The following is a 23,567-nucleotide window of genomic DNA, read 5'->3' as shown; positions in this document are numbered from 1 at the left end:
TCTTAGGAGAGACATGATGGCCCAACTCGATGTCCGGCCACTGATCGAAGGGCGCAATTTCGGCGTCCGCATTAGTGGGATCACCCGCGAACAGACCGCCGATCCGCTGGTGCGCGAGGCAGTGAATGCCCTGTTCGAAAAGCACGGCATGATCGTCTTTTCGGAGGTTGAGCCTTCGGGCGAGATGCATGTCGCACTCAGCAACATTTTCGGCTCGCTCAAGGATCACCCCAGCAAGGCCGTCGCCCGCGTCGATCAGGATGCCATGCCCGGCGTCATCGACATGGCCATGAAGCCGGGCGACCCCGGAGACATCGATGTCGACGGCGTAACGCTCGCATCGTGGCTGCCATGGCATTTCGACCATGCCTACAATAATGAACTGAACAGGGCCGGCGTTCTGCGCGCAATCGACATCCCACCCGAAGGCGGCCTCACCGGTTTCGTGGACGGGATCGAGCTCTACGACGCGCTGTCTCCCGAACTGCGCGAAAAGATCGAAGGCCGCAATATCCTCTATCGGATGAACGTGATCATGGCGAACTACCGGTTCGGTGCGCCGGCCCGGTATCATGTCCATTCCGAGAAGCCGAGTTCGGACATGGTGATGGAGGAATCCGCCAAGGTCCCGCGTGCGGTGCATCCGGCCGTGTGGACGCGAAAGAGCGGTGAAAAGGTCCTCCACCTTTCCCCCTGGATGGCCGAAGGAATCGAGAACGATGAAACGCCCGAAGGCGAGGCCTTGCTTGATGCCGTTTCACGCGAGATCGTCGACCTGTCCAAGGATCTGGCATACTGGCATCACTGGAAGCCGACCGATATGCTTATTTGGGACAACTGGCGGGCCCTTCACGCGGTTTCCGGCCACCCGCCGCAGTATCCGCGCCGGATGCAGCGCACGACGATCAAGGGCGACTATGGCCTCGGCTACTTCGAAGGCGGCGCATCGAACGATAACAAGATCCTCGAACGCACGTACTGATCGCGTGATCCTGGTAGTGGCGACCGTGCGCCTGCACTCCGGGCGCGCGGCCGAGTACGAAACGGCCGTGGGCGAGATCATGCCGCGGGTGCGCGATGCCAACCCGGGCATTGTCTTCTATCACGCGGGCAAGTGTCGCGATGAAGCCGACACCTACCGCGTGATCGAAGCCTATGCCGATCAGGAGGCCATGGATCGCCACATCGGCAGCGAGAGCCTGCAGCAGTCGCTTGCCGGGCTCATGCCGATGATCGCAGATATAGATATCCGCATCCACGATACGGTGGCTTGAAGGCTCAGGCCTGTCCGGTCTCGGTCGAAAGCAGCGCCGGGTCGATCCCTTCGGCGCGCCAGGTCGCCATCCAGCGCGCATCCACTGGAGTTTCGAAAAGCACTTCCCGGTGCCCTTCGGCAGCATACCAGCCGTGATGGCGCATCTCGCCCTCGAGCTGCCCTGCGCCCCAACCGGCATATCCCAGGGCCATCAGCCAGTGGCGCGGTCCGCGACCCTCGGCAATGGCGCGGAGAATGTCCATCGATGCGGATAGCGCGCAAAGCGGCTGGACTTCGACGGTATCTGCCCCGCCCCAATCGGTTGAATGGAGGATGAAGCCACGCCCGGGTTCCACCGGGCCGCCATGAAGGACGGGTCGGTCGGGCGCGACTCCCGGGTCGATCTCGAGTTCTTCCAGGACCTCGTGAAAAGTCACACCCTCGCGCACATGGCCGATACCGATACCAAGCGCACCGTGCTCGTCGTGGACGCATATGACGTTGACCGAACGCTCGAAGCGCGGGTCGAACATGCCGGGCATCGCCAGCAGGATTCGTCCGGAAAGATACTGCTCCGCTGTCACTCCAGCGAATGTAGGTATTCGACCGGCGAGGGCAAGGCGGCGTTGCACCTACCCGGAGAGAGCGCTTTTCCCGTACGGCAGGGCGGCCTATGCATGGGCGGGAATCAAGGAGATACGGACCCGTGAGCCTGCTTTTCGAGCTTCCCGAGACGCCCAGCATTCCCATTGTAGGCGTGGATTCGCGCTTTCCCGTGCAGCGAATCTTCTGCGTCGGGCGCAACTATGAGGCCCATGCACGTGAAATGGGCAGTCCCGTCGACCGCGAGGCTCCGATCTGGTTCACCAAGTCTGCGGCAGCGGTGTGTCACAGCGGCGCGACAATCGCCTACCCTCCCGGTACGACCAATTGTCATTACGAGATGGAACTGGTCGTGGCGATAGGCGCTGCGGGCTTTCGCGTGGCTGCAGAAAGCGCAGTGGACCTCGTCTTCGGATATGCCAGCGGGCTCGACATGACCCGGCGCGATCTCCAGAACATCGCGAAAGACAAGAGCTGTCCTTGGGATACCAGCAAGGACTTCGAAAATGCCGCGGTCCTCGGTCCGATCACGCCGGCCGCCCGGTTCGGTGAAGTCGCAAGCCAACGGATCACGCTGTCGCAGAACGGGGCCGTCAAGCAGAATGCCTCGCTCGCCGAGCTGATCTGGACGCTGCCGGAATTGATCGCCGATCTGTCACGCATGTATCACCTCGCACCCGGAGATCTCATCTACACCGGCACTCCGGCCGGAGTTGGGCCGGTGGCACCCGGCGATACCCTGGAAGGCGCGGTCGAAGGGTTGGAGCCCGTTCGCCTGACCATAGACCCGGCGGAGTGACGGCGTAATGCGGGCAGCGATCTATCCGGGCGGCGGCAAGCCGATCACCATCGAAACGCTGCCCGACCCCGAACCCGGGCCCGGCGAGGTGCTCCTTCGCGTCGAGCGCTGTGGCATTTGCGGAACCGACATCTCGATGACCAAGGGCCAGGCCTGGGACTATGCGCCCGGTCAGTTCGGCCACGAATATGCCGGGGAAGTCGTCGCGCTCGGCAAGGGCGTGGAACGGCTGAAGGTCGGCACCCGTGCAGCCGTAATCCCCGCCCTGGGCTGCGGAAATTGCCCTGCCTGCAACGGCGGCGACAATCCGATCATCTGCGCCAGCCCCCACCCGGCCCTTGGTGGCTTTTCCGAATATGTCGCCATCCCGGAGGCAGTGGCCTTTCCGCTGCCCCAGACCCTTTCGGTGAGTGACGGCGCGCTGATCGAGCCGCTGGCGGTCGGCCTTTACGGCATGCGCCGGTCGGGACTGGCAAAGGGCGAAACCGTGCTTGTGCTCGGCGGCGGCACCGTGGCGCTCTATGCCATCTATTGGGCCAGGCTAATGGGGGCAGGCAGGATCGTTGCTGCCTCACGGTCCGACCGCCGCCGCGATCTGTGCCTGCAAATGGGCGCCGATGCCTTTGTCGCATTCGGTGAAGACGAAGTGACCGACGTCATGGAGGTGCTCGGCGGCATGCCCGACGTAGTGGTCGAAGCCGTCGGCGTCGAAGGCATGCTGGACAAGGCAGTCCTGCACGCTCGGCCCTACGGACGGGTCATTTCACTCGGCTTCTGTACACATCCCGACCCCGTCCTTCCTGCGATGGCCTCCTACAAGTGCGTGACCGTGCAATTCCTTGTCGGCTACACGCCGGAGGAATTCCGCTACATCGCAGACGAATTCGACAAGGGACATGTCGATCCCGCCACGATCCTGACACGCACCGTTCCTCTCGATGCGCTGCCGGCAACAATGGTGCAACTGCGCGGCCCAAACGAGGACACCAAGGTTCACGTCAGCCTGCCCCGCTGAGCCCGGAATCCGACACCGGCCCTCCCTTGCGGGAGAGCCGGTGCTCCGGAGCCGCCGGAGGACGGCCCGGATCCCCCCTTGCTCAGTAGTTGTAGGTCAACTGGATCGCGACGGTGCGCGGTTTTGCCGGCGTACCGATGATGTCCGCGAGCGGTATACAGCCCGTCGGCGTACCAATGGAGGTACAGCTCACGCCGTCCGTGCCCTTGGCACCGCCGGTGCCGGTACGGTCGATGCCGTTGATGAGGTTGCGCTTGTTGGTGAGGTTGCGGCCGATGACCGCCAGTTCCCACTTGTGGTCCGGTGTGAACAGCCGGAACGTGGCGTCGAGCTTGGCAAAGGCCTTCTGCACGGCCAGCGGCTGAAGCTGAGTGCCGACGTTGTACTTGCTCGAATAGCTGGCATCGGCGGACAGGCTCATCATCAGCGACTTGCCCAGGCCGAACTCGTAGTAGCCGCCAAGCTGGCCGGTGAAGACCGGGGCCTTGCGCAGCCGCCGCCCGGAAAGATCCTGCGCCGTGTAGCGCATGAGCACGGCGTCGTACTGCTGGTTGCACCCCAGCGAGACGGTCTGGCCCGCATAGCAATCGGCCAGGTAATCGCGGAACTTGGAATCGTTGAAGGCAGCTGCCGCGTGCAGGCTGAGACCCGGCACCGAATAGGGGCGGAAACTGGTTTCCATCTCGATGCCGCGGATGCGCGCCTTGGCCGCGTTCTGCAGACGGAAGGCCCGGCTGGTGGTATCGAACACGGACACCTGCAGGCCCGAGTAATCGTACCAGTACCCCGTGAGGTTGAGCGTAACCTGCCGATCCGCGAACCGGGACTTCATCCCTACCTCAAAGCCGCTCACTTCCTCGGGATCGAAGCTCTGCCCGCGGGCCGGATCGAGGACGATGGCGCCGTTGGTGAAGCCGGCATCGAAGCCGCCCGACTTGAAGCCCTCCTTGTAAGACGCAAAAAGCATCACGTCGTCGAAGGGCTTGTAGTTGATTGTCAGTTCGGGCGAGAAATCGTTGAATTTCAGCTTCGTATCCGGATAGAGCGGATCCGTCGTCACGTCGTAGGGCGTGCCTCCGTAAGGCGTGACCGTGAAATCGAGCAGGTGCTTGGTCTCGTGGGTGTAGCGCCCACCAGCCGTGATCTGAAGCTGGTCGGTGGGATTGAACAGCAACTGTCCGAAGGCCGAGGCCGACTTCTGGTCCTGGTGGGTGGATTCGGTCGGCAGCGGATAGTTTATGACCGGTATCGCGATGAAGGTCAGGGTGTACAGCTTGCGGTCTTCGTAGAAGCCGCCCACCACGAAGTCGAACATGCCGCCAAAGTCGGAAGCCAGGCGCAGTTCCTGCGAATACTGGTCGTTGGTGAAGCGCACGGCAAAGCCGTTGTTGCTGGTCGGCCCGTAGCCGCCGTTCGAGGTCAGGGCTTCGCGCACGCCGTAATAACCGGAAACGCTGGTCAGCTTGAGGGCATCGGTGAGATCCCAGTCGATCTGGCCGCTCACCAGGTACTGCTTGTTGATACGGCCGCCGTAGGGTCCGTAGAACAACGGGCTGAGCGCCAGGAACGAAGGGTCCAGCTGCGAGGTATAGACCGTGCCGTCGTTCTCGCAGTTGCTGGCATCCTCGAACGGACGCTGCGCGGAACCGTAGGGACAGGCGACGATGTCCGAAAAGAACGAAGGGCCGCCCACGATCTCGGTATCGGTGTAGGTGCCCTTGAGGCTGATGCTGAGCCTGTCTGTCGGGTCGATCGCCAGCGTACCGCGCAGGAATATCTCGTCCTGCTTGGGGAAACGGTGCAGGTCGGTGGGGATCAATCCCGGGGGCGGTGAACTGGTGCCCGGCGCATTGGGCGTGACCAGCCTGATGTAGCCCTTCTGCTTCGACCAGTGGGTGGCAAGGCGCAGCCCGATGCTGTCGGTGAGCGGCGCCGAAGCCGTGATGTCGACGTACTTCTCACGCGCCTTGAACTCGTAGCCGGTGCGCACCATCAGTTCTGGTGTGTCGCCGGGGTCAGCCGTGATAATCGAGATGATGCCGCCCGGGCTGTTCTTCCCGAAAAACAGCGACTGCGGGCCGCGCAGGACTTCGATCTGCTGCAGGTCCATCTGGGCGGCACGCAGGATCTGGGCGCTCGAAATCGGCACGCCGTCGACGTTGACCGACACGGCCTGGTCGATGAACGCCATCGACTCGCCCGAACCGATGCCGCGCAAGGAAATCGAACCACCCATCGAGCCGGAGGATTCGCCGGTCAGCAGGCCGGGCGTGAACTGGGCAATCGAATCGATGCCCGTCACGCCATAGCGATCGAGCAAGGTATCGCTGAGTACCGTCATCGGCACCGGGGTATCCTGCGCGGTTTCCACGCGCCGGCGCGCCGTCACGATGATGTCGCCACCGTAGACGTCATCCTGTTCTGCGCGATCGCCGGGCTGGGAATCCTGTGCGAGGGACGGGGATGCTGCCAATGCAGCCGCAAGCGTAGTGCAGGCGCAAAGCCATGCCTTCGATGCATTCATCTCTTACCTCCTCCATGTCTTGCAGGCGTCCGCATGGCGCATCGGCGTCACACGGCGCCAGGAAGAGGAAGCGCATTCGCGCGCTGTTATCGGTTCTTTCCCTCTTCCCTGCGCACTTTTCTAATTTTGTTTCACAGCAATATCAACACCTGTAACATCCTCTCTAAACAAGTGTTAATTACTTGTCCGTTCGTGCACAGTGCGGATGTCGCAATCCAATGCAGCGCTTGATTGAAATCGTCCGTTGCTTATGGAAGCGGCATGAAAACGTACCGGTCCATTCGCGACATCGCCGCTTCTCTTCTTGCCCTTTGCATCGGCATGACCACCACGTCCGCTCATGCCGCCGAAGCAGACGTCGAAACACCGGCCAACGCCATCGTCGTCACCGGAGCGGGATTGGAAAGTGGCCCGGCAGAGCCGGCCTACGACGTGACCGTCCTCGATCGCGCGGAGGTTACCACGAGCGCTTCTGGCCGGATCGAGGATGTCCTTTCCTCGGTCGCCGGGTTCCAGCAATTCAGGCGATCCGACAGCCGCTCCGCCAACCCATCCGCACAGGGCGTGACGTTGAGGGCGCTGGGCGGCAACGCGTCGAGCCGGGCGCTGGTGCTGCTCGACGGCGTGCCGGTGGGCAACCCGTTCTTCGGCTACATTCCCCTGTCGGCACTCAACCCCGAACGTCTCGCCTCCATTCGCGTTGTCCGCGGCGGCGGCATGGGAGCGTTCGGAACCGGCGCCGTTTCCGGCACGATCGACCTCACCAGCGCGGGTCCGGACGAGATCGGCACCCTGCAGGCCTCTGCTCTCGTCGACCAACGCGGCGAAACGCAGGTTTCGGCCACCACGGCGCCACGTCTGGGCGATGGCTTCATGATGGCCAGCGTTCAGTGGGACAGGGGCAAGGGCTTCTGGACGACACCGCGCGACCAGCGCGTGCCGGCATCGGCTCGTGCCGGATACGAAAGCTGGTCTGCCGCCCTTCGCGCCGTAGCCCCGCTGACCGATACGGTCGAGATCCAGGCCTCGGGCCTCGCCTACGACGACAATCGCACGCTGCGCTTCGAAGGCGCCGATTCCTCGAGCTCAGGTCAGCAGGCCAGTTTGCGCCTGGTGGGCCGTGGCGACTGGCAGTTCGACGTGCTGGGCTATGCCCAGGCGCAGAACTTCTCGAATGTCGTCATCAGTTCGTCGCGCTTCAAGAAGGTCCTCGATCAGGCAAAGACGCCGACGCTGGCGGTGGGCGGAAAGGCCGAAATCCGCCCTCCTGTAGGCGATGCCCACGTGCTGCGATTGGGCGCCGACGTGCGCCTCACCGAAGGCCATCTCGTCGAAATGCCCTATTCCACCGTGAGCGGGCTTCCCACCGCCTTTCGCCGCGCCGGCGGTGATCAGTCCGACTTCGGCCTTTATGCCGAGGACGACTGGACGCTCGGCGCCTTCGTCCTGACCGCCGGGGTCCGCGCCGACCGCTGGACCATCCGCAACGGCTTCTACCGGGAACTGGATGCCACTGGCACCGTCAGCGAGAACACCGCCTTTCCTGACCGTTCCGACTGGAACGTAAACGCGCGCGGCGGCGTGGTCTGGCATGCCAGCGATATGCTTTCTCTGCGGGCAGCGGCCTATACCGGCATGCGTCTACCGACCCTGAACGAACTGTACCGTCCCTTCGTGGTCTTCCCCGTGGTAACCCAGGCCAATGCCGCACTGAAGCCGGAACGTCTGCGCGGATACGAAGCGGGAATAGAAGTACGCCCGTCCGACGCGATTTTGCTTTCGCTGACGGCATTCGACAATCGACTGAAGGATGCGATCGCCAATGTCACGGTCGACACGAACCTGCGCCAGCGCCAGAACGTCGACGCGATCCGCGCCCGCGGCATCGAAGCCACTGCCAATGCATCGCTGGGCCAGTGGAACTTCATCGGATCGCTGGCCTGGACGGATTCCAAGGTGGAAGCCAGCGGCTCGCAGGCGGCACTCGACGGCATGCGCCCCCCGCAGGTCCCGAAACTGGCCGCCAGCGCCACTCTGGCATGGGCGCCGCGCCCGGGATGGCGGCTGGCGGGCACGGTCCGCCATGTCGGGGCGCAGTTCGAGGACGATCAGCAAACCGACGTGCTGCCCGCCGCGACCACACTCGACGCCTACGCGCTCGTGCCGCTCGCGGGCCCGTTCGCATTGGTCCTGCGCGGCGAGAACCTGACGGACGAGACCATCATCACCCGCAATCAGGCCGGCTCGATGGACCTTGGCCTCCCGCGCACGCTCTGGGCGGGCATCAAGCTCGATCTATGAGCCCTCTGGCGGTTCCCGGCGCGAAGGCTTAAGGATCCGGCGATGCCGCGTCTGACCGTCAACGAGCGCCCGGTCGAATTCGACATGGACCCGCAAACGCCCTTGCTTTGGGCGTTGCGCGACGCTGCGAATCTGACGGGCACCAAATACGGTTGCGGCGTCGGCGATTGCGGCGCCTGCATGGTCATGGTCGACGGAACCGCCCTGCGGTCCTGCCTGATAACCCTGGCAGAGTGCGAAGGTCGCCTCGTCATCACCATCGAAGGCCTGTCCCGCGACCGCTCGCATCCCGTGCAGCAGGCCATGGTGGCCGAACAGGCGATCCAGTGTGGCTTTTGCACGCCCGGCATCGTGATGAGCGGCGCCGCACTTCTGTCCCGCAACGCGAACCCTTCCGAAGCGGAGATCAAGGAAGCCATTCCCAATCTTTGCCGTTGCGGCGTCTATCCCCGCCTGGTTCGCGCCATTCAACGCGCCGGGGCGGTCCGGCGCCGCGAGGACACCATCAGTGCCGCACCGCCCCCCGGCATCACTCGCGAAGACGCGGCAAAGGCAGTCCCGGCCCTGGCTCCAGTAACGGAGCCTTCGACCGCGCCCTCGCCCACACCAACGGATCAATGAGGAGACGACCATGAAAGCCACGATCTGGCACAACCCGAAATGCGGCACGTCGCGCAAGACTCTCGCCATGCTCGAGGAAACGCCCGGCGTGGATGTGGAAGTGGTGGAGTATCTCAAGAATCCGCCGAGCGCGAAGAAGCTGGCGCAGCTCTACAAGGATGCCGGCATCACGCCGCAGCAGGGGCTGCGCATCCGCGGCACCGATGCGACCGAACGGGGCCTGCCGGAGGCCGACGACGCAACCGTGCTTGCCGCGATGGCGGCCGAACCGATTCTCATCGAACGTCCGCTCGTCGAAACGGACAAGGGCGCGCGGCTGTGTCGACCGCAAGAAAAGGTGCAGGAAATTCTGTGACGGGCCGATAGTTTATCTGGAAAGCCCGCCCCCTTCGCCTTGCAAAGCGGTAGCTAATCTGCCACCGCTTTGCTCCTTCGTGACCCGGTAACAGTGCGAGAGCTTCCGCCAGCATGAATAGTTCAGAGCTTGCCCGAGAGGCGCTGCCCCAAAGGATCAAGCGGAAGATTAAGCAAGGCTTGGGACCTTGGGGCGTCTTCTTCGAAGGCTTCCTGCGCAACCCCGTGATGGTTGGTTCGATCGTTCCTTCCTCGCGATTCACCATCAATCGGATGCTGTCGCGAGTCGACTGGGACAACTGCAAGCTTTTCGTGGAATACGGGCCTGGAGTCGGCACGTTCTGCCGTCCGGTGCTCGATCGCATGCGACGCGACGGCATGTTGCTGGTGATCGACACCAATCCCCAGTTCATCGATTACCTGCGCCGCACGATTACCGACAGCCGCTTTGTCGCGGTCCACGGCTCTGCCGCCGACGTCGAGGAGATCGTTCGCGCGCACGGACATGAAAAGGCCGACTACGTGTTGTCCGGCCTCCCTTTCTCGACGCTGCCCGATGGCGTGGGTCCCGCGATTGCCGCAGCCACCCATCGCGTCATCCGCAAGGGCGGCGCATTCCTCGTCTACCAGTTCACCCCCAAGGCCCGCTCGTACATGGCCCGGCACTTCAAGAGCATCGACAATGCCCTTGAGCCGCTGAATGTACCGCCGTGCTTCATGTGGTGGGGCTGGAAGGAAGAAGAAGACCAGCACGAGGCCTGACGCCTCGACGCCACGCCCTTATTCGAAGGTTTCGGCAATCGCGTCTGGCGACGGCCCGGCAAGCTGGCGGTGCGTGTATGCCAGCACCGCCACCAGGACCACACTGGTGATCGCGCTGATGGCACCGGAAATCACGCCCGTGTACAATGTCAGCGCCCGCCCTTCCCCCAGGATCAGCGCCACCGGCCCCACCAGCGCAACCGTGGCGGTGAAAGCCACTGCCAGGTAGGCAATCATCAACAGCACGAAGAAGCCGAACAGCCGCAGACTGTTATGGCGCGTCAATTGCCAGGACCGCACCATGGCCGCGAGGGGATTGCCGATGCCCTCGTTGACCACGACCGGTATCACCAGCGAGAGTTTCGCGGCTGCATAGACAAGCGCGGCAAGCAAGGTGATCGCCACCAATGCGGAAGCCGCGCCCTTCCCCAGGATCAGACCGACGATGCCGCCGAGCAACAGCGCGAGAATCAAGGACGCCAGAAACGTGCCGGCCATGGTCAACAGCACGACGCCGATCAGGGTCGGCAGGGCACGAAGTGCCGCGGAGATGGCTTCGCCGACGGTCGGCCGCACGCGATCGCTCAGCAGCGCCATGACGGTCAGGTAGCCGACGGATTGCACCAGCATTCCGCCGATGCCGAAGACCAGGAACAGCCCGAGATTGGCCGAAAATATGCTCTCGACCGTCTCGGGGCTGTTCATGGCTTCGAAGATCTGGGCCTGGACGTCGGTGAGAAACACGGTCGACAGCAGCGTGGGCAGGAGGAAGAATACGCCGGCAACCGCAAGCAGGACCTGCCGGTTGGCGCGAACTGCCGCCATCGCCTCGAGCCAGGCCCTGTTACTATCGAACTTCATCACGTGCTCCCGATCGTCCTGTCGCGCAGGCTGTCTAAAGGCACTTGATAACCGCAGGGAATGACGCCACGCAACGCGCCATGACGATTCCCGCCACACTTACCAGTGAATTGAATCTGGCCGGCGATATAGAACTGCGCATATCGCAAAGCCCCGTGCCCTATCGCGAGGCGCTAGACGAGATGATTGCGCGCAATGCCGCGATCGCAGCAGGGGAGGCCCGCGAACTGGTTTGGCTGCTCGAACATCCTCCCGTCTACACTGCCGGCACGAGCGCGGCGTCCGCCGAGCTTCTCGACCCCCGCTTCGAAGTCGTCGAGGCCGGGAGGGGCGGCCGCTACACTTACCACGGCCCCGGCCAGCGGGTCTGTTATGTCCTGCTGGACCTCAAGAAGCGGGCTCGCGACGCGCGCGGTTTCGTTCATGGCCTGGAAGGATGGGTGATCGAGACCTTGCGCGATTTCGGCGTCGAGAGCTTCCGCCGCGAAGGGCGCATCGGCATCTGGACCACGGACGTGGACGGCAAGGAAGCCAAGATCGGCGCCATCGGCGTCCGCATCCGGAAATGGGTAACGATGCACGGCTTCGCCGTGAATATTCGGCCGGACCTGTCCCACTTTGCCGGGATCGTTCCTTGCGGTATCGAGGAGTTCGGCGTGACCAGCCTGGCACGCCTTGGCCGGGAGGTCGACTTTGAAACGTGGGACAAAGCCCTGCTTTCCCGCGCGAACGACTTTCTCGCTTCGCTCGAACGGCCTTGCCCCCAACCCGCTCCGCCGGAGACCGCCTGAATGAAAGCCCCGACTGTTCTGACCTTTGCAATGGCCATCGCCCTGGCGCTTGCAGGCTGCCAGAAGGACAAGGCACCTGACGAGGCAGATGCCGCCGGAGGCGAAATCCTGCCGCGTTCGGTCACCGATGACATGCCGCCCTACGACACCGTGCGCTCCAAGGCACCCCCGGCCAACCCGAGCACCACGCCCGGCGGAAAGGCGGAAGCACCGGACGATTCAGCGTCGCAGGATTCGGACGATGCCGCCAAAGACGCGGGGACCGATGCTCCCGCGCAGGACGATACGGTTACGCAGGGCGCAGAATAGGCCCGGTACGGGTGTCGCCGCCGGCAGTCGCATAGGCGGCCAGTTCGACCGTCCGCTCCGCAATGGCAAGGTGCGCGCGGTCCACCATCCGACCCTTGAACGGTAGCGTCTCGGCATGGGGGCTGCTTGCGAAAGCATCCATGATCGCGCGGGCATCCTCCACTTCGTCACCGCTTGGCATGAAGGCCTCGTTGATCGCAGCGACCTGATCGGGGTGAAGTGCGAACATGCCGGCAAATCCATCGCGCCGCGCCTGACGCGCCGCATTCGCGAGGCCGGCGGCGTCCTTGCGATCGTCGAAGCCAGTGTCGATCGCGGCAAACATACCGGCATGAGCGGTCAACAGGGTCTGCGCCCGCACGAAGCTGCACGCATCGCTCCACGTTCCGTCCGCGCGGCGGACACCGGTGCCCCCCAGCGAGGCGGTGAGGCCGCCGGCATTCCATGTAAGAGCACAGAGCCGTTGGTGGGCAGTCCCGATGTATTCCGCAATCCGCATGGCCGACAGCGGCGTCTCGCCGACCACAGACATGATCCGCGTCGAATTCGCGGGCAGAGCGATACGCTGCTCGAACTCGTAGATTTCGCTGGCAAGTTGCCGAACCGCCTCAGGTCCGGCTGCCTTGGGCAGGATGATGCCGTCCGGCGCCTCGGGCATGACCGCGGCCAGATCTTCACGCGCATGACCCGAATCGAGCGCGTTAATCCGCACCCAACGGCTCATCTGCCTGTGTTCAAGCAGGTTCGTGCGGTGCGCGGCCAGCCATTCGGCGCCCATCTGCCGGGCTCGCGGCTTTTGGTCGTGCGATACCGACTCCTCGAGATCGACCACAATGGCATCCGCGCCGCTGCCGAATGCCGCGCCGAGATCCTCGTCGCTATTGCCGGGCACTATGAGCCAGGAGCGGAATTTCATCGCCAGCCTGCCTTGCCTTCTCCAAACCTGCACGGAGGTTAGCGGCGGGGCGTTAAGAAAGTCTGGAGATCAGGGGCCGGGAGGTGGACCTAGAGTGTCTTTTGATAGATCACGTATTCCCGGTTCACCTTGCTGTCGATGGCGTCCGCGATGGCAACCATCCCCTGGTTATCCTCGAGAATCCAACCGATTTCCCCGCGCTGCGCCCCGAACTTGGCCGTGGCGGCACGGCGGATATATTCGATCATCATGAAGGCAAGCTGGCTTGCGAGCCGCGAGGACTGAAGCTTCTTGCGCACACCCATGAGCGGCACGCGCATGTCCGCCGGGCGCGGCTTGCGCAGCCACAGCAGGAGCTTGATCAGACCCAGGATGGACGGCTTGCCGTTGCGACCGTTCAAGCGCATCTGCGGCTGGTTGAGATCGGGCAGGGTCATCATGAAGGCGACCGGTTCGCCTTCGTATTCGGCGATGCGGATGAGTTCGGGGTGAACCAGCGGTTTCAGCGCCTTGCCGGTATATTCGATTTCCTTGTCCGTGAACGGCACGAAGCCCCAGTTATCTGACCATGCATCGTTGAGGATGTCGCAGATGATCGCCGCGTCGCGATCGAAGTGCTTGAGGTCGGCCTTGCGGATCCGGATCTTGGCGTTCTTCTCGCCGGAAGCGACGATGCGCTGGATCAGCGGGGGAAACTCCTTCGTTACGTCGAGATCGTAGGTGTAGAGCGACTTCGCCCGCTCGTAGCCCGCCGCCTCGATCCAGCCCTGGTAGGAAGCATTGTGATGGGCCATCATCACCATCGGCGGATGGTCGTGGCCCAGCACCTGCAGCCCGGGCTCTTCCCAGATGGACAGGTTCATCGGTGCGAGGACCCGCGTCATGCCCTGCCCGCGCAGCCAGCCTTCGGCAGTGGCGATAAGGGCTTGCGCGGTCTCCTCGTCCTCTGCCTCGATCGCGCCCCAGTTACCGGTTCCGGGCCCCATGCCCTGCTCCACGGGCTGTTTCAGCGCCAGTTCATCGATGTGCGCCGATATGCGCCCGACGATCCGTCCACTGCGGCGCGCGAGAAAAAGCTGGTAGCGGGCGTGTTCGAAGTAAGGGTTCTTGCCGGGCGTGAACTTGGACATTTCCTCCGAGCGCAGGTTGGGCACCCAGTTTTGATCTGCCGCATTGCACCGATAGGCGAAGTCCACGAAGGCGGCGCGGTCGGCCTTGCTGGTAACGGGCGTGATGACTAGTTCGGAGTTGGCCACGATGCTGCCTTTGTTCCAGCCTATGGGATCTATGGAAAGGCGAAGTGCGGCCGCACGCGGCGACTTGTCAAGCGGGCCGGGACAGACCATTTCCGCAAACCGTGTCCCGGGCGCCGTTTTGCCCGGAAGATTTTGGAATTCGAGCACATGATTGCCCAGGACCTAGTCGAACAGTCTATCCCGTCACCGCGCCCGGACGCGTCAGAGCGTGCGGCGTCGACGTGGCATTCGCAAATGCCCGACGACAAGGAGATGTTGCGCGCCGCGGTGGAGCTGACGCGAGACATTTCGGCTGCGAGGCCGGCAATCTACTGGCCGGACATGCTCGGCTCGGCAGCCTTGGGCTATACAGCCCTTGCCGGCGCCATCCTGCTGGACAATCCGATTGCCGCTTTCGCCTGCGGCCTGCTGGCATCGCTGGCGCTCTACCGGGCGCTGCTGTTCATCCACGAGCTGACTCACGTCCACAAGGACGCCCTGCCCGGCTTCCGCTTCGCCTGGAACCTGCTGGTGGGCATTCCGCTGCTGATCCCCTCGTTCATGTACGAAGGGGTGCATACGCAACATCACGCCCGCACCCGTTACGGCACGATCGAAGATCCGGAATACATGCCGTTGGCGCTGATGAAGCCCTGGAGCCTGCCGGTCTTCGCCTTGACCGCGATCCTTTTGCCCCCTGCGCTGCTGGTACGCTCGGCTGTCCTCGTTCCGCTCGGCGTGGTGATCCCGCCGCTCCGCCGGCTCGTGTGGGAGCGGGCCTCGGCGCTGTCGATCAATCCGCAGTACCGGCGCCGGCCGCCCGAAGGCCAGTTCGCACGGATGGTGTTCTGGCAGGAATTGGGCTGTTCGATATGGGCCATTGCCGAGCTGGCCGCGAGCTTTGCCTATGGATGGCGCCCGCTGGCCATTGCCCTGTGCGTCGTTTCCTTCACCGCCTTCCTCAACCAGGTGCGTACGCTCGTGGCGCACCTGTGGGAGAACGACGGCGAAGCGATGACCGTCACTGCGCAGTATCTCGATTCCGTCAATGTCCCGCCACCGGCGGTGCTGTCGCCGCTGTGGGCGCCGGTCGGACTGCGCTATCACGCGCTGCACCACCTGCTGCCATCGATGCCCTATCATTCGCTGAGCGAATGCCACCGGCGGCTCTCGGCCCATCTGGGCGAGGACACGACATATGCGCGGGCCAGCTACAAGGGGCTGACGCCATTGCTCAAACGGCTGGCGGGAAGCACGATGCGGGCGCGCTGAAAGCCCGTTATTCCTCGGTTCTGACCAGCACCGTTTCGCCGATGAGGGCGAAAAGCACGAACGGTGCCCAGGCCGCGACCAGCGGCGGGTAACCGCCGAAGTTGCCCATCGCCAGCGCCGCGTTGTCGAATACGAAATAGGCAAAACCCAGAGCCATGCCGATCACGGCGCGGATCAGCAGCTGGCCCGAACGCGCCAGACCGAAAGCCGCGACCGCACCCAGAAGCGGCATGAGCGTGGAAGAAAGCGGTCCCGATATCTTGTGCCACCAGGCCGCATCGAGCGCGCTCGTGCGCTGCCCGGCGACCTTCATCGCCTTGATCGATCTGGCCAGCGTGAAGATGTTTTCCGAATCCGCGTCCACCTTCGCGAGGGTGACCTTGCTCGGCGTGATCCCGGGGGCGACCGTGGCGGACGTCAATTGCGTGGTCGTCGTACCGTCCACCTCGAAACGGAGTGGCTTTTCGAGCTTCCAACCGGGGTTGGCATAGATCGCACGCGGACTGCGCAACTGCTCCACGATCATGTCGTTGGCGTCACGGCGGTAGAACGTCACCCCCGTCATCACCATGTCGTTGCCGGTCCCGGTCAGCGTTTTCGCCATCATGAGATCGCGTCCGTCGGACAAGTATAAGTTGCTGCGCACCCCGGAATCCTCGGGGATGGGCCCGTAGTCGACGGCGTGCCAGGCATCGAGCGCAGCCGATGCGCGAGTCACAACCCGTTCGTTGAATGCGAAACTGATGCAGGAAATCACAAACGCCGTCAGCATCAAGGGGGCCAGTACCTGATGTGCCGAAAGCCCTGCCGCCTTCATCGAGATGACCTCGCTGTTCTGGTTCAGCGTGGCCAGCGTGATGATCGTGGCCAGCAGCACCGAATAGGGCAGGAACCGGGCGACCAACTGCGGCGCGCGCAACGAGACGTAATAGAGAAGCTGCATCTGGCCATTGCCGGAATAGGCCAGGATATCGCCGCTTTCGCCCAGCAGGTCGAGGACCTGCAGCACCATGACCAGCATCAGCAGTACCGCCAGAATGCGGGTGATGAACAGGCGCGCGAGATAGAACGTCAGCGTGCGCGAGGGAAAGAATTCGAGCTGCATGTCAGGACTGGTCCGCCGGTTTGGGCAGGATAGGGCCGCGGCGCTGGCGGCGCAGCAGCGACTTGAGGCGCTTGGAAATGCTGTCCGCCGCCTTTTCGAGCCAGCCGATAGCCTGTCCGCCCGGCACATAGGCCACGCGCCAGTACATCCACAGGATGATCACCGCGAACACGATGAAAGGGCCCCACAGGCCAAGGATCGGATTGATGCGCCCCAGCGAGGCGACGTCGTTCGCGTACTGGTTGACCTTGTGATAGGCGACGATCATCACGATCGACACGAACAGGCCGAGTGCCGATGTCGACCTCTTGGGCGGGATCGCCAGCGCCACCGCCAATAGCGGCAAGAGCAGCATCATCACCACTTCCACCATGCGATAGCTGAAATTGGCCTGGCTTGAGACGCGCCCCGCCTGGGGCTGGCTGTCGTTCCAGCCCAGCTTCATGAGTTCGGGCAAAAGATATTCCCGGGCCGCGCCGCCACGCTGGCGAAACTTCTCGATTTCGGGAAGGTCGATCGGCAGGTCGTGCCGGGTGAAGGTGAGTACGCGCGGTTCCTGCCCGGGTTCGTCCTGAATGATCTGACCCTGCTCGAGGCGCAGGATGATCGTGTCGGGCGATCCCTTGAGCGCAAGGAAACGACCCTCGCGTGCCGATATCGACAGCACTTGTCCCTTGCTGTTGGCGACACGCGCAAAAATGCCCATCAACCGCCGGCCTTCATCCTGGCTTTCGTCGATCCGCAGGGCGATTCGGTCCTTGAGCGAGGTAAATTCGCCAACCTTGATCGATGCCCCCAGGGCCCCTGATTTCAGCTCGTAATTGAGCTGCTCGTAGGCATAGCGCGCAAGCGGCTGGAGGTAGCCGACGTTTGCGAAATTGATCGCGACCATGACCAGCGTGATCAGATAGGGCACGCGTAACATGCGCGTATAGCTGAGTCCCACTGCCCGCATGACGTCGAGCTCGCTGCTGGTCGCCAGCTTGCGGAACGCCAGCAGGATACCCAGCATCAGGCCCAGCGGAATGGCCAGGCTGGCGTACTCGGGCAACATGTTGCCCAGCATCTTGAAGACTACGCCGACCGGCCCACCCTCGGTCGCGACGAAGTCGAACAGCCGCAGCATCTTGTCCAGGACCAGAAGCGAAGCCGCGAGCAGAAAGATCGCGAGCATCGGCATCAGCACGAGCCGGAAGATGTAACGGTCAAGGGCGGTGAAGAATTTCACGTGGCTCCGCGATGGTTCTGCGACAGGCGAAGTCTGCCTTAACCGTATCGCGGCACCTGGGAAAGGGGTCTCAGCCCCCCAGCAGCGGGACGAGGACCATCAACAGGCCAACCATGCTCACCAGGAAGATCGCCGTGCGCAAGCCCTTGATTCCCAGCAGGTAGACCGGAACATACACCACCCGCATCGCCAGCCACAGCCAGGCGCCGATGACCGAGACGTCGCTCGACCGGCCGGCAACCACCACGCCCAGCAGAGCCGCGACGGCGACCGGGAAGGTTTCCATCATGTTGTCCTGGGCCCGCCGGGCGCGCGCAGGCACCGGCTCTAGCGGCGGCATCGGCTCGTCGCGAGCCCCGATGTTCCAATCCGCGCCGTACTGCTTTGTCTTGAGATGTCCTGCCAGGAATATCTGCACGATCACGAGGGCTGCGCCCCATGCCAGAACGAGAATTTCCTGGGGCATCGCGATGTTTCTCCTGTGCATGACTGGCGGGGGGCTAGCATTGCGGCGCGCGACCGTGCGCGTCAACCGCGCGGACCCGTCAGGCCTTTTCGAGAGTGCACTGGAGCGGATGCTGGTTCTGCCGGGCGAAGTCCATCACCTGGTTCACCTTGGTCTCCGCGATTTCATAAGGAAATATGCCGCAGACGCCGACACCCTTCTGATGCACGTGGAGCATCACGCGTGTCGCCTGCTCCATGTCCATGTGGAAGAAACGCTTCAGGACCATCACCACGAATTCCATCGGGGTATAGTCGTCGTTCAGCATCAGAACTTTGAACTGGCTGGGCTTTTTCGGCTTCGCGCGCGTCTTCGTAGCGATGCCGACCTGCTCGTCGCCGCCTGTGTCGTTGTCCGAATCATTGTCGTCCCCGGCAAGCACCGGCCAGAGGGGCGAGCGTTCGGAATCGGCGATAGAGGAAATCATAGGGATCAGAATATCGCACCGGGGCACCTTTCATCAAGATGCCCCGGCGACGATAATGAATTTGATGCTCGCCGGTCGGACAATTCGAGTCCGACCGGACGGCTAGTCCGCCTCAGAGCGAAGTGGAGCGGGCCTTTTCCATCGCCATGCTGACGCGGCCCGAAATCGGCGCCATCACGTCGCTGGCAAGCTTGAGCATGGCTTCGCTGTTCTTGGAGCTGTAGGCCACGGCACTATCGAAGCTCTTGCGCATCATGTCGCCCTGGATCTTGAAGAAGTCGGTGGGCGACTTGGCAGCGGCGAGTTCCTTGATGTCGCCACTCATGGTCTCGAAGGCACTGCGGCTCTCGGTCACGATTTCCGAACCGAGCGACTGCATGCCCTCGGCCATGATCTTGCTGGATTCCATGACCGCTTCGACATTGCCCTTGGCGAAATCGCCGGCTTCGCCGAACATCTTGGTGCTCTTCTCGAACACGTCCTTCGCCTTGGCCTGGGCCTCGGTCATTGCATCCTGGAAACCGGAAAAATTAGCGCTCATATCCATTGTCTTGTCCTCGAGCATGAAGTTGCTGAAAAATTCTGCGAACGCGGGCTTTGCAGCGGGCTTCGCCGCCTTGGGGGCGGCTGCCTTGGGGCTGGTGGTCGCGGCGGAAACCGCCTTGTCCTTTGCCCCGGCAACCTTGACAGCCGGTTTGGGCGCCGCAGCCTTCACCGGAACTTCCTTTTTCTTGGCCGGCTTGGCTTTCGCCACCGGTTTGGTCTTTGCAACGGGCTTCGCCGTTTCAGCAGGCTTTGCAGCCGCCTTCGGTGTCGCCTTGGCTGCAGGCTTGGCTTTCGCCGACTTCGGTTTGGGCTTTGCCGCTGCCTTGCGGCTGGCCGTCGCCGGTTTGGCCTTCGTTGCGGCCGGACCCGGCTCGACCTTGGCACCCTTTGGCTCCGGTTTCGTCTCTGCCGGCTTGGCGGGAGCCGCCTTGGCCTCGGGCTCCTTTGCAGAATCCACCTTGCTGGTGGATTCCGCCGCCTTGATCGGCGTAGCTTCGACAGCAGCCTGATAGGCCTTGTCTGCTGAAGCTATGTCCTTCGGGTCTTCATTGGCAGCCATTAGACAATCCCGGCAATCGAGTGATGCACCCCATTGGGAAAGGGACACCCCCGACCAATGTGTGATGCGTACGTGATTCGACTCATCGTTGCTGCGTTGCAAAATAGGTTTGTGCAGGCGCGAAGTCAAATGGAAATTTGTGCACTGCACAATTTATGTTGCAGTGCACAAACGGGCGTCTGAAGCGTTCGCCGCAGACGGTCTTCCAGGCCAGCCTTGCCCAAGTCCCGAAGTATTACCGTTTAGGCGAAGAGATGTTCCGCCTCTATCCGTAATGCTCGCAGGGCATTGCCTGGCCGGTTCAGCGCTGCGCGACGTAGCGGCCGGGTGCGTCCTCGATCACGCGGTCGCCGCGGCCGCCGGGACGCCGCTTGCCGCGAGCCGGGACGCGGGTCGGATCCAGGGCTTCGACCCATTGTCCCCAATGCGGCCACCAGCTGCCAGGATGCTCGTTCGCGCCGGCGACGAAATCCTCCAGCGTTTCGGGCGATCCCTCGTTGATCCAGTACTGGTATTTCCCCGAGGACGGGGGGTTGACGACACCCGCTATGTGGCCCGACCCCGCCAGCAGGAATGTCCACGGCCCCGACAGGTGATGGGTCAACTTCCAGACACTTTGCGGCGGTGCGATATGGTCCTCGCGCCCGGCCTGTATATAGACCGGTGTGGCAATGCGGCGCAGGTCGATCGGTACATTGCAGGCCTGGAGAGAATCCGGCACGACCATCCGGTTGTCGCGGTAGAGATCGCGCAGATAGTCCCGGTGCCAGCGCGCCGGCAGATTGGTGACGTCCCCGTTCCAGTGGAGCAGGTCGAAGGCGGGATGGTCCTCGCCCTTGAGGTAATTTTTCTCGACGTAATTCCAGATGAGATCGTTACCCCGCAGGGCGTTGAAGGTGGCGGCCAGATACCGCCCGTCGAGATAGCCCTCCGGCGACAGCTTGCCGACGGTCTCTATCTGCTGGTCGTCGACGAAATGCTTGAGATCGCCGGCCTCTTCGAAGTCGACCTGTGCGGTGAAGAATGTCGCGCTGGCGACCTTGTCGGCTTCGCCCTTTCGCGCCAGCACCGCCAGCGTGGCGGCCAGCGTCGTGCCCGCGACACAATAGCCGATGGTGTTGACCGAAGGGACCTTGAGCCGGTCCCGGACGACGTCGATCGCCTCGATCTGAGCATTGATGTAGTCGTCCCAGACAAGGTCCGCCATCGAGGCATCGGCCGATTTCCACGAGACCATGAACACGGTGAGCCCCTGCTCCACGGCCCAACGCACGAAGCTTTTCTTGGCATTCAGGTCGAGGATGTAGAAGCGGTTGATCCACGGCGGGAAGATCACCAGCGGCGTCTTGAGCACCTTGTCTGTCGTGGGGGTGTACTGGATGAGTTGAAAAAGCGGCGTTTCGAAAACCACCTTGCCGGGCGTCACGGCGATGTTCTCGCCCAGCACGAAGGCGCCGGGGCGGCTGTGCGTGAGCTGGCCCTTGCGCATGTCGTCCAGCATGTTCTGGAGGCCGCGCACCAGGCTTTCGCCCCTGGTCTCCGTCGCCTTGCCCAGGACGACCGGATTCGTGAGCGGGAAATTCGCCGGGCTCAGGGCATCGACGATGGCGCTGGTCGCGAACTCGAGTTGCGCCTTGCGCGCCGGTTCCAGCCCTTCGACGGCGGACGCCATTCCCTTGATGTTGTCGCTCAGCAGCAAATAGAGCTGGTGGAGCAGAGCGAAGAATGGCTGGTTGCGCCATTCGGGATCGGCAAAACGACGGTCCCGGCGCGGCAATTCGGGCTCCCCGCCTGCCTTTGCGGATCCTTGCGGCCCCAGGCCATATTGCCCGAGCACGGAATTGACGAGGGCAATCCCCTCTTCCCACAAGTTCTGCTGCACTTTCGGGTCGGCGAGCGGCAATTGCCGGAAAACGGCCTCTGCCGTGGCGATCCACTTCACCGGATCGGCGTAGTGCGGCGGTCTGTCCTTGACCTTTTCCAACTGCTCGACCTGATATTCGGTCCAGATCGTGTGCATCCGGGCGGCAATCTGCGACCATTGCATAGCACTTTCCGCTTCCGGCGTGCCTGCGGCGGGGACCATGGCGCCAAACAGGGTGGCGAGGCTCTCGGTCTGGGTGTTCAAGACGTCGCTAAGCAAATCACTGGCGTCGCTCGCCATGGGCAATCGAACTCCTTGGTGTGCATTGCCGCATGTGGCCCGCAGAACGATCCGTGTCGAGTCCCTAACGGGCACCACCGGCAGCACTTCGTGATACAATCTTTGCAACGATCGAGGATTTGCGCAACGAGCGTAATCCCCTACAGGGACCGAGCGGCGCTCATGCCGCGTCAACTTATGGAATCAAAGAGGTCATGGAAGACGAGTTCTACCGCATCAAGCGACTGCCGCCCTATGTCATCGCCGAAGTCAACGCGATGCGGCATGCAGCACGCCAGGCGGGCAAGGACATCATCGACCTCGGCATGGGCAATCCCGATCTGCCGCCGCCCGATCACGTGATCGACAAGCTGTGCGAAGTGGCCCGCAAGCCGGATGCCCATGGCTATTCGCAATCCAAGGGCATCCCCGGCCTACGCCGCGCCCAAGCCAACTATTACGCCAACCGTTTCGGTGTCGACGTCGACCCGGAAAGCGAAGTCGTCGTCACCATGGGATCCAAGGAAGGCCTTGCCAGCCTGGCCACCGCGATCACCGCGCCAGGTGACGTCGTGCTGGCCCCCAATCCCAGCTACCCGATCCATACCTTCGGGTTCATCATTGCCGGCGCCACGATCCGCTCGGTCCCGACCACGCCGGACGAACGCTACTGGCATTCGCTGGACCGGGCGATGGCTTTCACCGTGCCGCGCCCGTCCATCCTGGTGGTCAACTATCCTTCCAACCCGACGGCGGAGACGGTGGATCTTGCCTTCTACGAGCGCCTCGTCGCCTGGGCCAAGGAGAACAAGGTCTGGGTGCTGTCAGACCTTGCCTATTCCGAACTCTATTACGACGGCAATCCGACCCGTTCGATCCTGGAGGTCCCCGGCGCCAAGGACGTGGCGGTCGAGTTCACCTCGATGAGCAAGACCTATTCGATGGCAGGGTGGCGCATGGGCTTCGCCGTGGGCAACCAGCGGCTGATCGCGGCAATGACCCGCGTGAAGTCCTACCTCGACTATGGCGCCTTTACGCCGATCCAGGCCGCCGCCTGCGCCGCGCTCAACGGACCGCAGGATATCGTCGAGCGGAATCGCCAGCTCTACCAGAAGCGGCGCGACGTCATGGTCGAAGCCTTCGGCCGCGCTGGGTGGGAAATCCCCAGCCCCAAGGCCTCCATGTTCGCCTGGGCGCCGCTTCCGCCTGCGCTCAAGGAAATGGGCAGCCTCGAATTCTCCAAGCAGCTCCTCACCCACGCCGAAGTCGCCGTCGCGCCAGGTGTGGGCTATGGCGAGGACGGCGAGGGTTTCGTCCGGATTGCCATGGTCGAAAACGAACAGCGCCTGCGCCAGGCGGCGCGCAATGTGAAGCGCTATCTGGCCTCCATGGGTGTAAATGGGCCGGCTTCCTGAGAGAAATTCCCATAACATGGG

The 23,567-nt window shown here is 63.1% G+C and carries 23 protein-coding genes; 12 read left to right on the top strand and 11 right to left on the bottom strand.

Annotation, left to right across the window (positions count from 1 at the left end; genetic code table 11):
* Positions 1–16 precede the first annotated feature (16 nt).
* Both LK12_RS07040 and LK12_RS07035 read left to right on the top strand, forming a co-directional pair.
* Positions 17–982 (top strand): TauD/TfdA dioxygenase family protein, encoded by a 966-nt coding sequence (locus tag LK12_RS07040; protein WP_052223234.1) that lies wholly within the window; start codon positions 17–19, stop codon positions 980–982.
* A gap of 4 nt (positions 983–986) precedes the next feature.
* Positions 987–1,274 carry a putative quinol monooxygenase gene (locus LK12_RS07035; RefSeq protein ID WP_039281029.1) on the top strand — a complete coding sequence of 96 codons (288 nt, stop codon included), beginning with the start codon at positions 987–989 and terminating at the stop codon, positions 1,272–1,274.
* A 4-nt stretch (positions 1,275–1,278) separates the two neighbouring features.
* Here LK12_RS07035 and LK12_RS07030 read toward each other — a convergent pair whose 3' ends face one another.
* Positions 1,279–1,839 carry a YqgE/AlgH family protein gene (locus tag LK12_RS07030; protein WP_039281027.1) on the bottom strand — a complete coding sequence of 187 codons (561 nt, stop codon included), beginning with the start codon at positions 1,837–1,839 and terminating at the stop codon, positions 1,279–1,281.
* 122 nt (positions 1,840–1,961) lie between these two features.
* On the opposite strand from LK12_RS07030, the gene LK12_RS07025 reads away from it, so the two are divergent.
* Both LK12_RS07025 and LK12_RS07020 read left to right on the top strand, forming a co-directional pair.
* Positions 1,962–2,657, top strand: a complete 696-nt coding sequence (locus LK12_RS07025) for a fumarylacetoacetate hydrolase family protein (RefSeq protein WP_039281025.1) — start codon at positions 1,962–1,964, stop codon at positions 2,655–2,657.
* 7 nt (positions 2,658–2,664) lie between these two features.
* On the top strand, positions 2,665–3,672 hold the full coding sequence (locus LK12_RS07020; protein ID WP_039281023.1) for an alcohol dehydrogenase catalytic domain-containing protein: 1,008 nt from the start codon (positions 2,665–2,667) through the stop codon (positions 3,670–3,672).
* A gap of 82 nt (positions 3,673–3,754) precedes the next feature.
* On the opposite strand, the gene LK12_RS07015 is transcribed toward LK12_RS07020, so the two are convergent.
* Positions 3,755–6,196 carry a TonB-dependent receptor gene (locus LK12_RS07015; protein WP_039281020.1) on the bottom strand — a complete coding sequence of 814 codons (2,442 nt, stop codon included), beginning with the start codon at positions 6,194–6,196 and terminating at the stop codon, positions 3,755–3,757.
* Between the two features lie 261 nt (positions 6,197–6,457).
* On the opposite strand from LK12_RS07015, the gene LK12_RS07010 reads away from it, so the two are divergent.
* From LK12_RS07010 to LK12_RS06995, 4 genes are all read left to right on the top strand, one after another.
* A complete protein-coding gene (locus LK12_RS07010) occupies positions 6,458–8,497 on the top strand; it encodes a TonB-dependent receptor (protein ID WP_039281018.1) in 2,040 nt (679 codons plus the stop codon).
* A 42-nt stretch (positions 8,498–8,539) separates the two neighbouring features.
* Complete coding sequence (locus tag LK12_RS07005; RefSeq protein ID WP_039281016.1) at positions 8,540–9,118, top strand: (2Fe-2S)-binding protein; 579 nt, start codon at positions 8,540–8,542, stop codon at positions 9,116–9,118.
* Positions 9,119–9,128: 10 nt separating this feature from the next.
* Positions 9,129–9,473 carry an arsenate reductase (glutaredoxin) gene (gene arsC / locus LK12_RS07000; RefSeq protein ID WP_039281013.1) on the top strand — a complete coding sequence of 115 codons (345 nt, stop codon included), beginning with the start codon at positions 9,129–9,131 and terminating at the stop codon, positions 9,471–9,473.
* Between the two features lie 113 nt (positions 9,474–9,586).
* Positions 9,587–10,234, top strand: coding sequence for a class I SAM-dependent methyltransferase (locus LK12_RS06995; RefSeq protein WP_039281011.1), 648 nt, complete (start codon positions 9,587–9,589; stop codon positions 10,232–10,234).
* 18 nt (positions 10,235–10,252) lie between these two features.
* Here the strand turns inward: LK12_RS06995 and LK12_RS06990 are convergent, their stop codons facing one another.
* Positions 10,253–11,095, bottom strand: a complete 843-nt coding sequence (locus LK12_RS06990; protein ID WP_039281008.1) for a lipoyltransferase — start codon at positions 11,093–11,095, stop codon at positions 10,253–10,255.
* A gap of 80 nt (positions 11,096–11,175) precedes the next feature.
* Here LK12_RS06990 and lipB point away from each other — a divergent pair, with 80 nt between their 5' ends.
* Both lipB and LK12_RS06980 read left to right on the top strand, forming a co-directional pair.
* Complete coding sequence (lipB, locus tag LK12_RS06985; protein ID WP_039281006.1) at positions 11,176–11,886, top strand: lipoyl(octanoyl) transferase LipB; 711 nt, start codon at positions 11,176–11,178, stop codon at positions 11,884–11,886.
* Entirely contained in the window at positions 11,887–12,195 is a 309-nt protein-coding gene (locus tag LK12_RS06980) for a hypothetical protein (protein ID WP_039281003.1), read from the top strand.
* Here the strand turns inward: LK12_RS06980 and LK12_RS06975 are convergent.
* Both LK12_RS06975 and LK12_RS06970 read right to left on the bottom strand, forming a co-directional pair.
* Positions 12,176–13,111: an HpcH/HpaI aldolase/citrate lyase family protein gene (locus LK12_RS06975; RefSeq protein ID WP_052223232.1), complete on the bottom strand. Its 936-nt coding sequence runs from the start codon at positions 13,109–13,111 to the stop codon at positions 12,176–12,178. The genes LK12_RS06980 and LK12_RS06975 overlap by 20 nt on opposite strands.
* 89 nt (positions 13,112–13,200) lie before the next feature.
* Positions 13,201–14,367: a hypothetical protein gene (locus LK12_RS06970; protein WP_039281675.1), complete on the bottom strand. Its 1,167-nt coding sequence runs from the start codon at positions 14,365–14,367 to the stop codon at positions 13,201–13,203.
* A 147-nt stretch (positions 14,368–14,514) separates the two neighbouring features.
* On the opposite strand from LK12_RS06970, the gene LK12_RS06965 reads away from it, so the two are divergent.
* Positions 14,515–15,618 carry a fatty acid desaturase family protein gene (locus LK12_RS06965; protein ID WP_039281001.1) on the top strand — a complete coding sequence of 368 codons (1,104 nt, stop codon included), beginning with the start codon at positions 14,515–14,517 and terminating at the stop codon, positions 15,616–15,618.
* Between the two features lie 7 nt (positions 15,619–15,625).
* Here the strand turns inward: LK12_RS06965 and lptG are convergent, their stop codons facing one another.
* The 6 genes from lptG to LK12_RS06935 form a co-directional block, all read right to left on the bottom strand.
* Positions 15,626–16,723, bottom strand: a complete 1,098-nt coding sequence (lptG, locus tag LK12_RS06960) for an LPS export ABC transporter permease LptG (RefSeq protein ID WP_039280998.1) — start codon at positions 16,721–16,723, stop codon at positions 15,626–15,628.
* Position 16,724: 1 nt separating this feature from the next.
* Entirely contained in the window at positions 16,725–17,951 is a 1,227-nt protein-coding gene (gene lptF / locus LK12_RS06955; protein WP_039280997.1) for an LPS export ABC transporter permease LptF, read from the bottom strand.
* Between the two features lie 70 nt (positions 17,952–18,021).
* Positions 18,022–18,417: an MAPEG family protein gene (locus tag LK12_RS06950; protein WP_039280994.1), complete on the bottom strand. Its 396-nt coding sequence runs from the start codon at positions 18,415–18,417 to the stop codon at positions 18,022–18,024.
* A gap of 79 nt (positions 18,418–18,496) precedes the next feature.
* The gene (gene clpS / locus LK12_RS06945) at positions 18,497–18,883 is read right to left on the bottom strand and encodes an ATP-dependent Clp protease adapter ClpS (RefSeq protein ID WP_052223231.1); all 387 of its coding nucleotides are present in this window, start codon (positions 18,881–18,883) and stop codon (positions 18,497–18,499) included.
* 112 nt (positions 18,884–18,995) lie between these two features.
* Positions 18,996–19,988, bottom strand: coding sequence for a phasin family protein (locus LK12_RS06940; protein WP_039280993.1), 993 nt, complete (start codon positions 19,986–19,988; stop codon positions 18,996–18,998).
* A 301-nt stretch (positions 19,989–20,289) separates the two neighbouring features.
* Complete coding sequence (locus LK12_RS06935; protein ID WP_039280990.1) at positions 20,290–22,152, bottom strand: PHA/PHB synthase family protein; 1,863 nt, start codon at positions 22,150–22,152, stop codon at positions 20,290–20,292.
* A 194-nt stretch (positions 22,153–22,346) separates the two neighbouring features.
* On the opposite strand from LK12_RS06935, the gene LK12_RS06930 reads away from it, so the two are divergent.
* Positions 22,347–23,546, top strand: coding sequence for an LL-diaminopimelate aminotransferase (locus LK12_RS06930; RefSeq protein WP_039280988.1), 1,200 nt, complete (start codon positions 22,347–22,349; stop codon positions 23,544–23,546).
* Positions 23,547–23,567: the final 21 nt, after the last annotated feature.

Source organism: Novosphingobium malaysiense (assembly GCF_000802225.1).
Lineage (GTDB): Bacteria > Pseudomonadota > Alphaproteobacteria > Sphingomonadales > Sphingomonadaceae > Novosphingobium > Novosphingobium malaysiense.
This window is presented reverse-complemented; position numbering and strand designations above follow the sequence as displayed.

What these genes read in the sequence shown, in the direction of transcription:
- LK12_RS07040 (WP_052223234.1), top strand. Translation starts at nt 17, where the DNA reads ATGGCCCAACTCGATGTCCGGCCACTGATCGAAGGGCGCAATTTCGGC.
- LK12_RS07020 (WP_039281023.1), top strand. Translation starts at nt 2,665, where the DNA reads ATGCGGGCAGCGATCTATCCGGGCGGCGGCAAGCCGATCACCATCGAA.
- LK12_RS07015 (WP_039281020.1), bottom strand. Translation starts at nt 6,196, where the DNA reads ATGAATGCATCGAAGGCATGGCTTTGCGCCTGCACTACGCTTGCGGCT.
- LK12_RS07010 (WP_039281018.1), top strand. Translation starts at nt 6,458, where the DNA reads ATGAAAACGTACCGGTCCATTCGCGACATCGCCGCTTCTCTTCTTGCC.
- LK12_RS07005 (WP_039281016.1), top strand. Translation starts at nt 8,540, where the DNA reads ATGCCGCGTCTGACCGTCAACGAGCGCCCGGTCGAATTCGACATGGAC.
- arsC (WP_039281013.1), top strand. Translation starts at nt 9,129, where the DNA reads ATGAAAGCCACGATCTGGCACAACCCGAAATGCGGCACGTCGCGCAAG.
- LK12_RS06995 (WP_039281011.1), top strand. Translation starts at nt 9,587, where the DNA reads ATGAATAGTTCAGAGCTTGCCCGAGAGGCGCTGCCCCAAAGGATCAAG.
- LK12_RS06990 (WP_039281008.1), bottom strand. Translation starts at nt 11,095, where the DNA reads ATGAAGTTCGATAGTAACAGGGCCTGGCTCGAGGCGATGGCGGCAGTT.
- lipB (WP_039281006.1), top strand. Translation starts at nt 11,176, where the DNA reads ATGACGATTCCCGCCACACTTACCAGTGAATTGAATCTGGCCGGCGAT.
- LK12_RS06980 (WP_039281003.1), top strand. Translation starts at nt 11,887, where the DNA reads ATGAAAGCCCCGACTGTTCTGACCTTTGCAATGGCCATCGCCCTGGCG.
- LK12_RS06975 (WP_052223232.1), bottom strand. Translation starts at nt 13,111, where the DNA reads ATGAAATTCCGCTCCTGGCTCATAGTGCCCGGCAATAGCGACGAGGAT.
- LK12_RS06965 (WP_039281001.1), top strand. Translation starts at nt 14,515, where the DNA reads ATGATTGCCCAGGACCTAGTCGAACAGTCTATCCCGTCACCGCGCCCG.
- lptG (WP_039280998.1), bottom strand. Translation starts at nt 16,723, where the DNA reads ATGCAGCTCGAATTCTTTCCCTCGCGCACGCTGACGTTCTATCTCGCG.
- LK12_RS06950 (WP_039280994.1), bottom strand. Translation starts at nt 18,417, where the DNA reads ATGCCCCAGGAAATTCTCGTTCTGGCATGGGGCGCAGCCCTCGTGATC.
- clpS (WP_052223231.1), bottom strand. Translation starts at nt 18,883, where the DNA reads ATGATTTCCTCTATCGCCGATTCCGAACGCTCGCCCCTCTGGCCGGTG.
- LK12_RS06940 (WP_039280993.1), bottom strand. Translation starts at nt 19,988, where the DNA reads ATGGCTGCCAATGAAGACCCGAAGGACATAGCTTCAGCAGACAAGGCC.
- LK12_RS06935 (WP_039280990.1), bottom strand. Translation starts at nt 22,152, where the DNA reads ATGGCGAGCGACGCCAGTGATTTGCTTAGCGACGTCTTGAACACCCAG.
- LK12_RS06930 (WP_039280988.1), top strand. Translation starts at nt 22,347, where the DNA reads ATGGAAGACGAGTTCTACCGCATCAAGCGACTGCCGCCCTATGTCATC.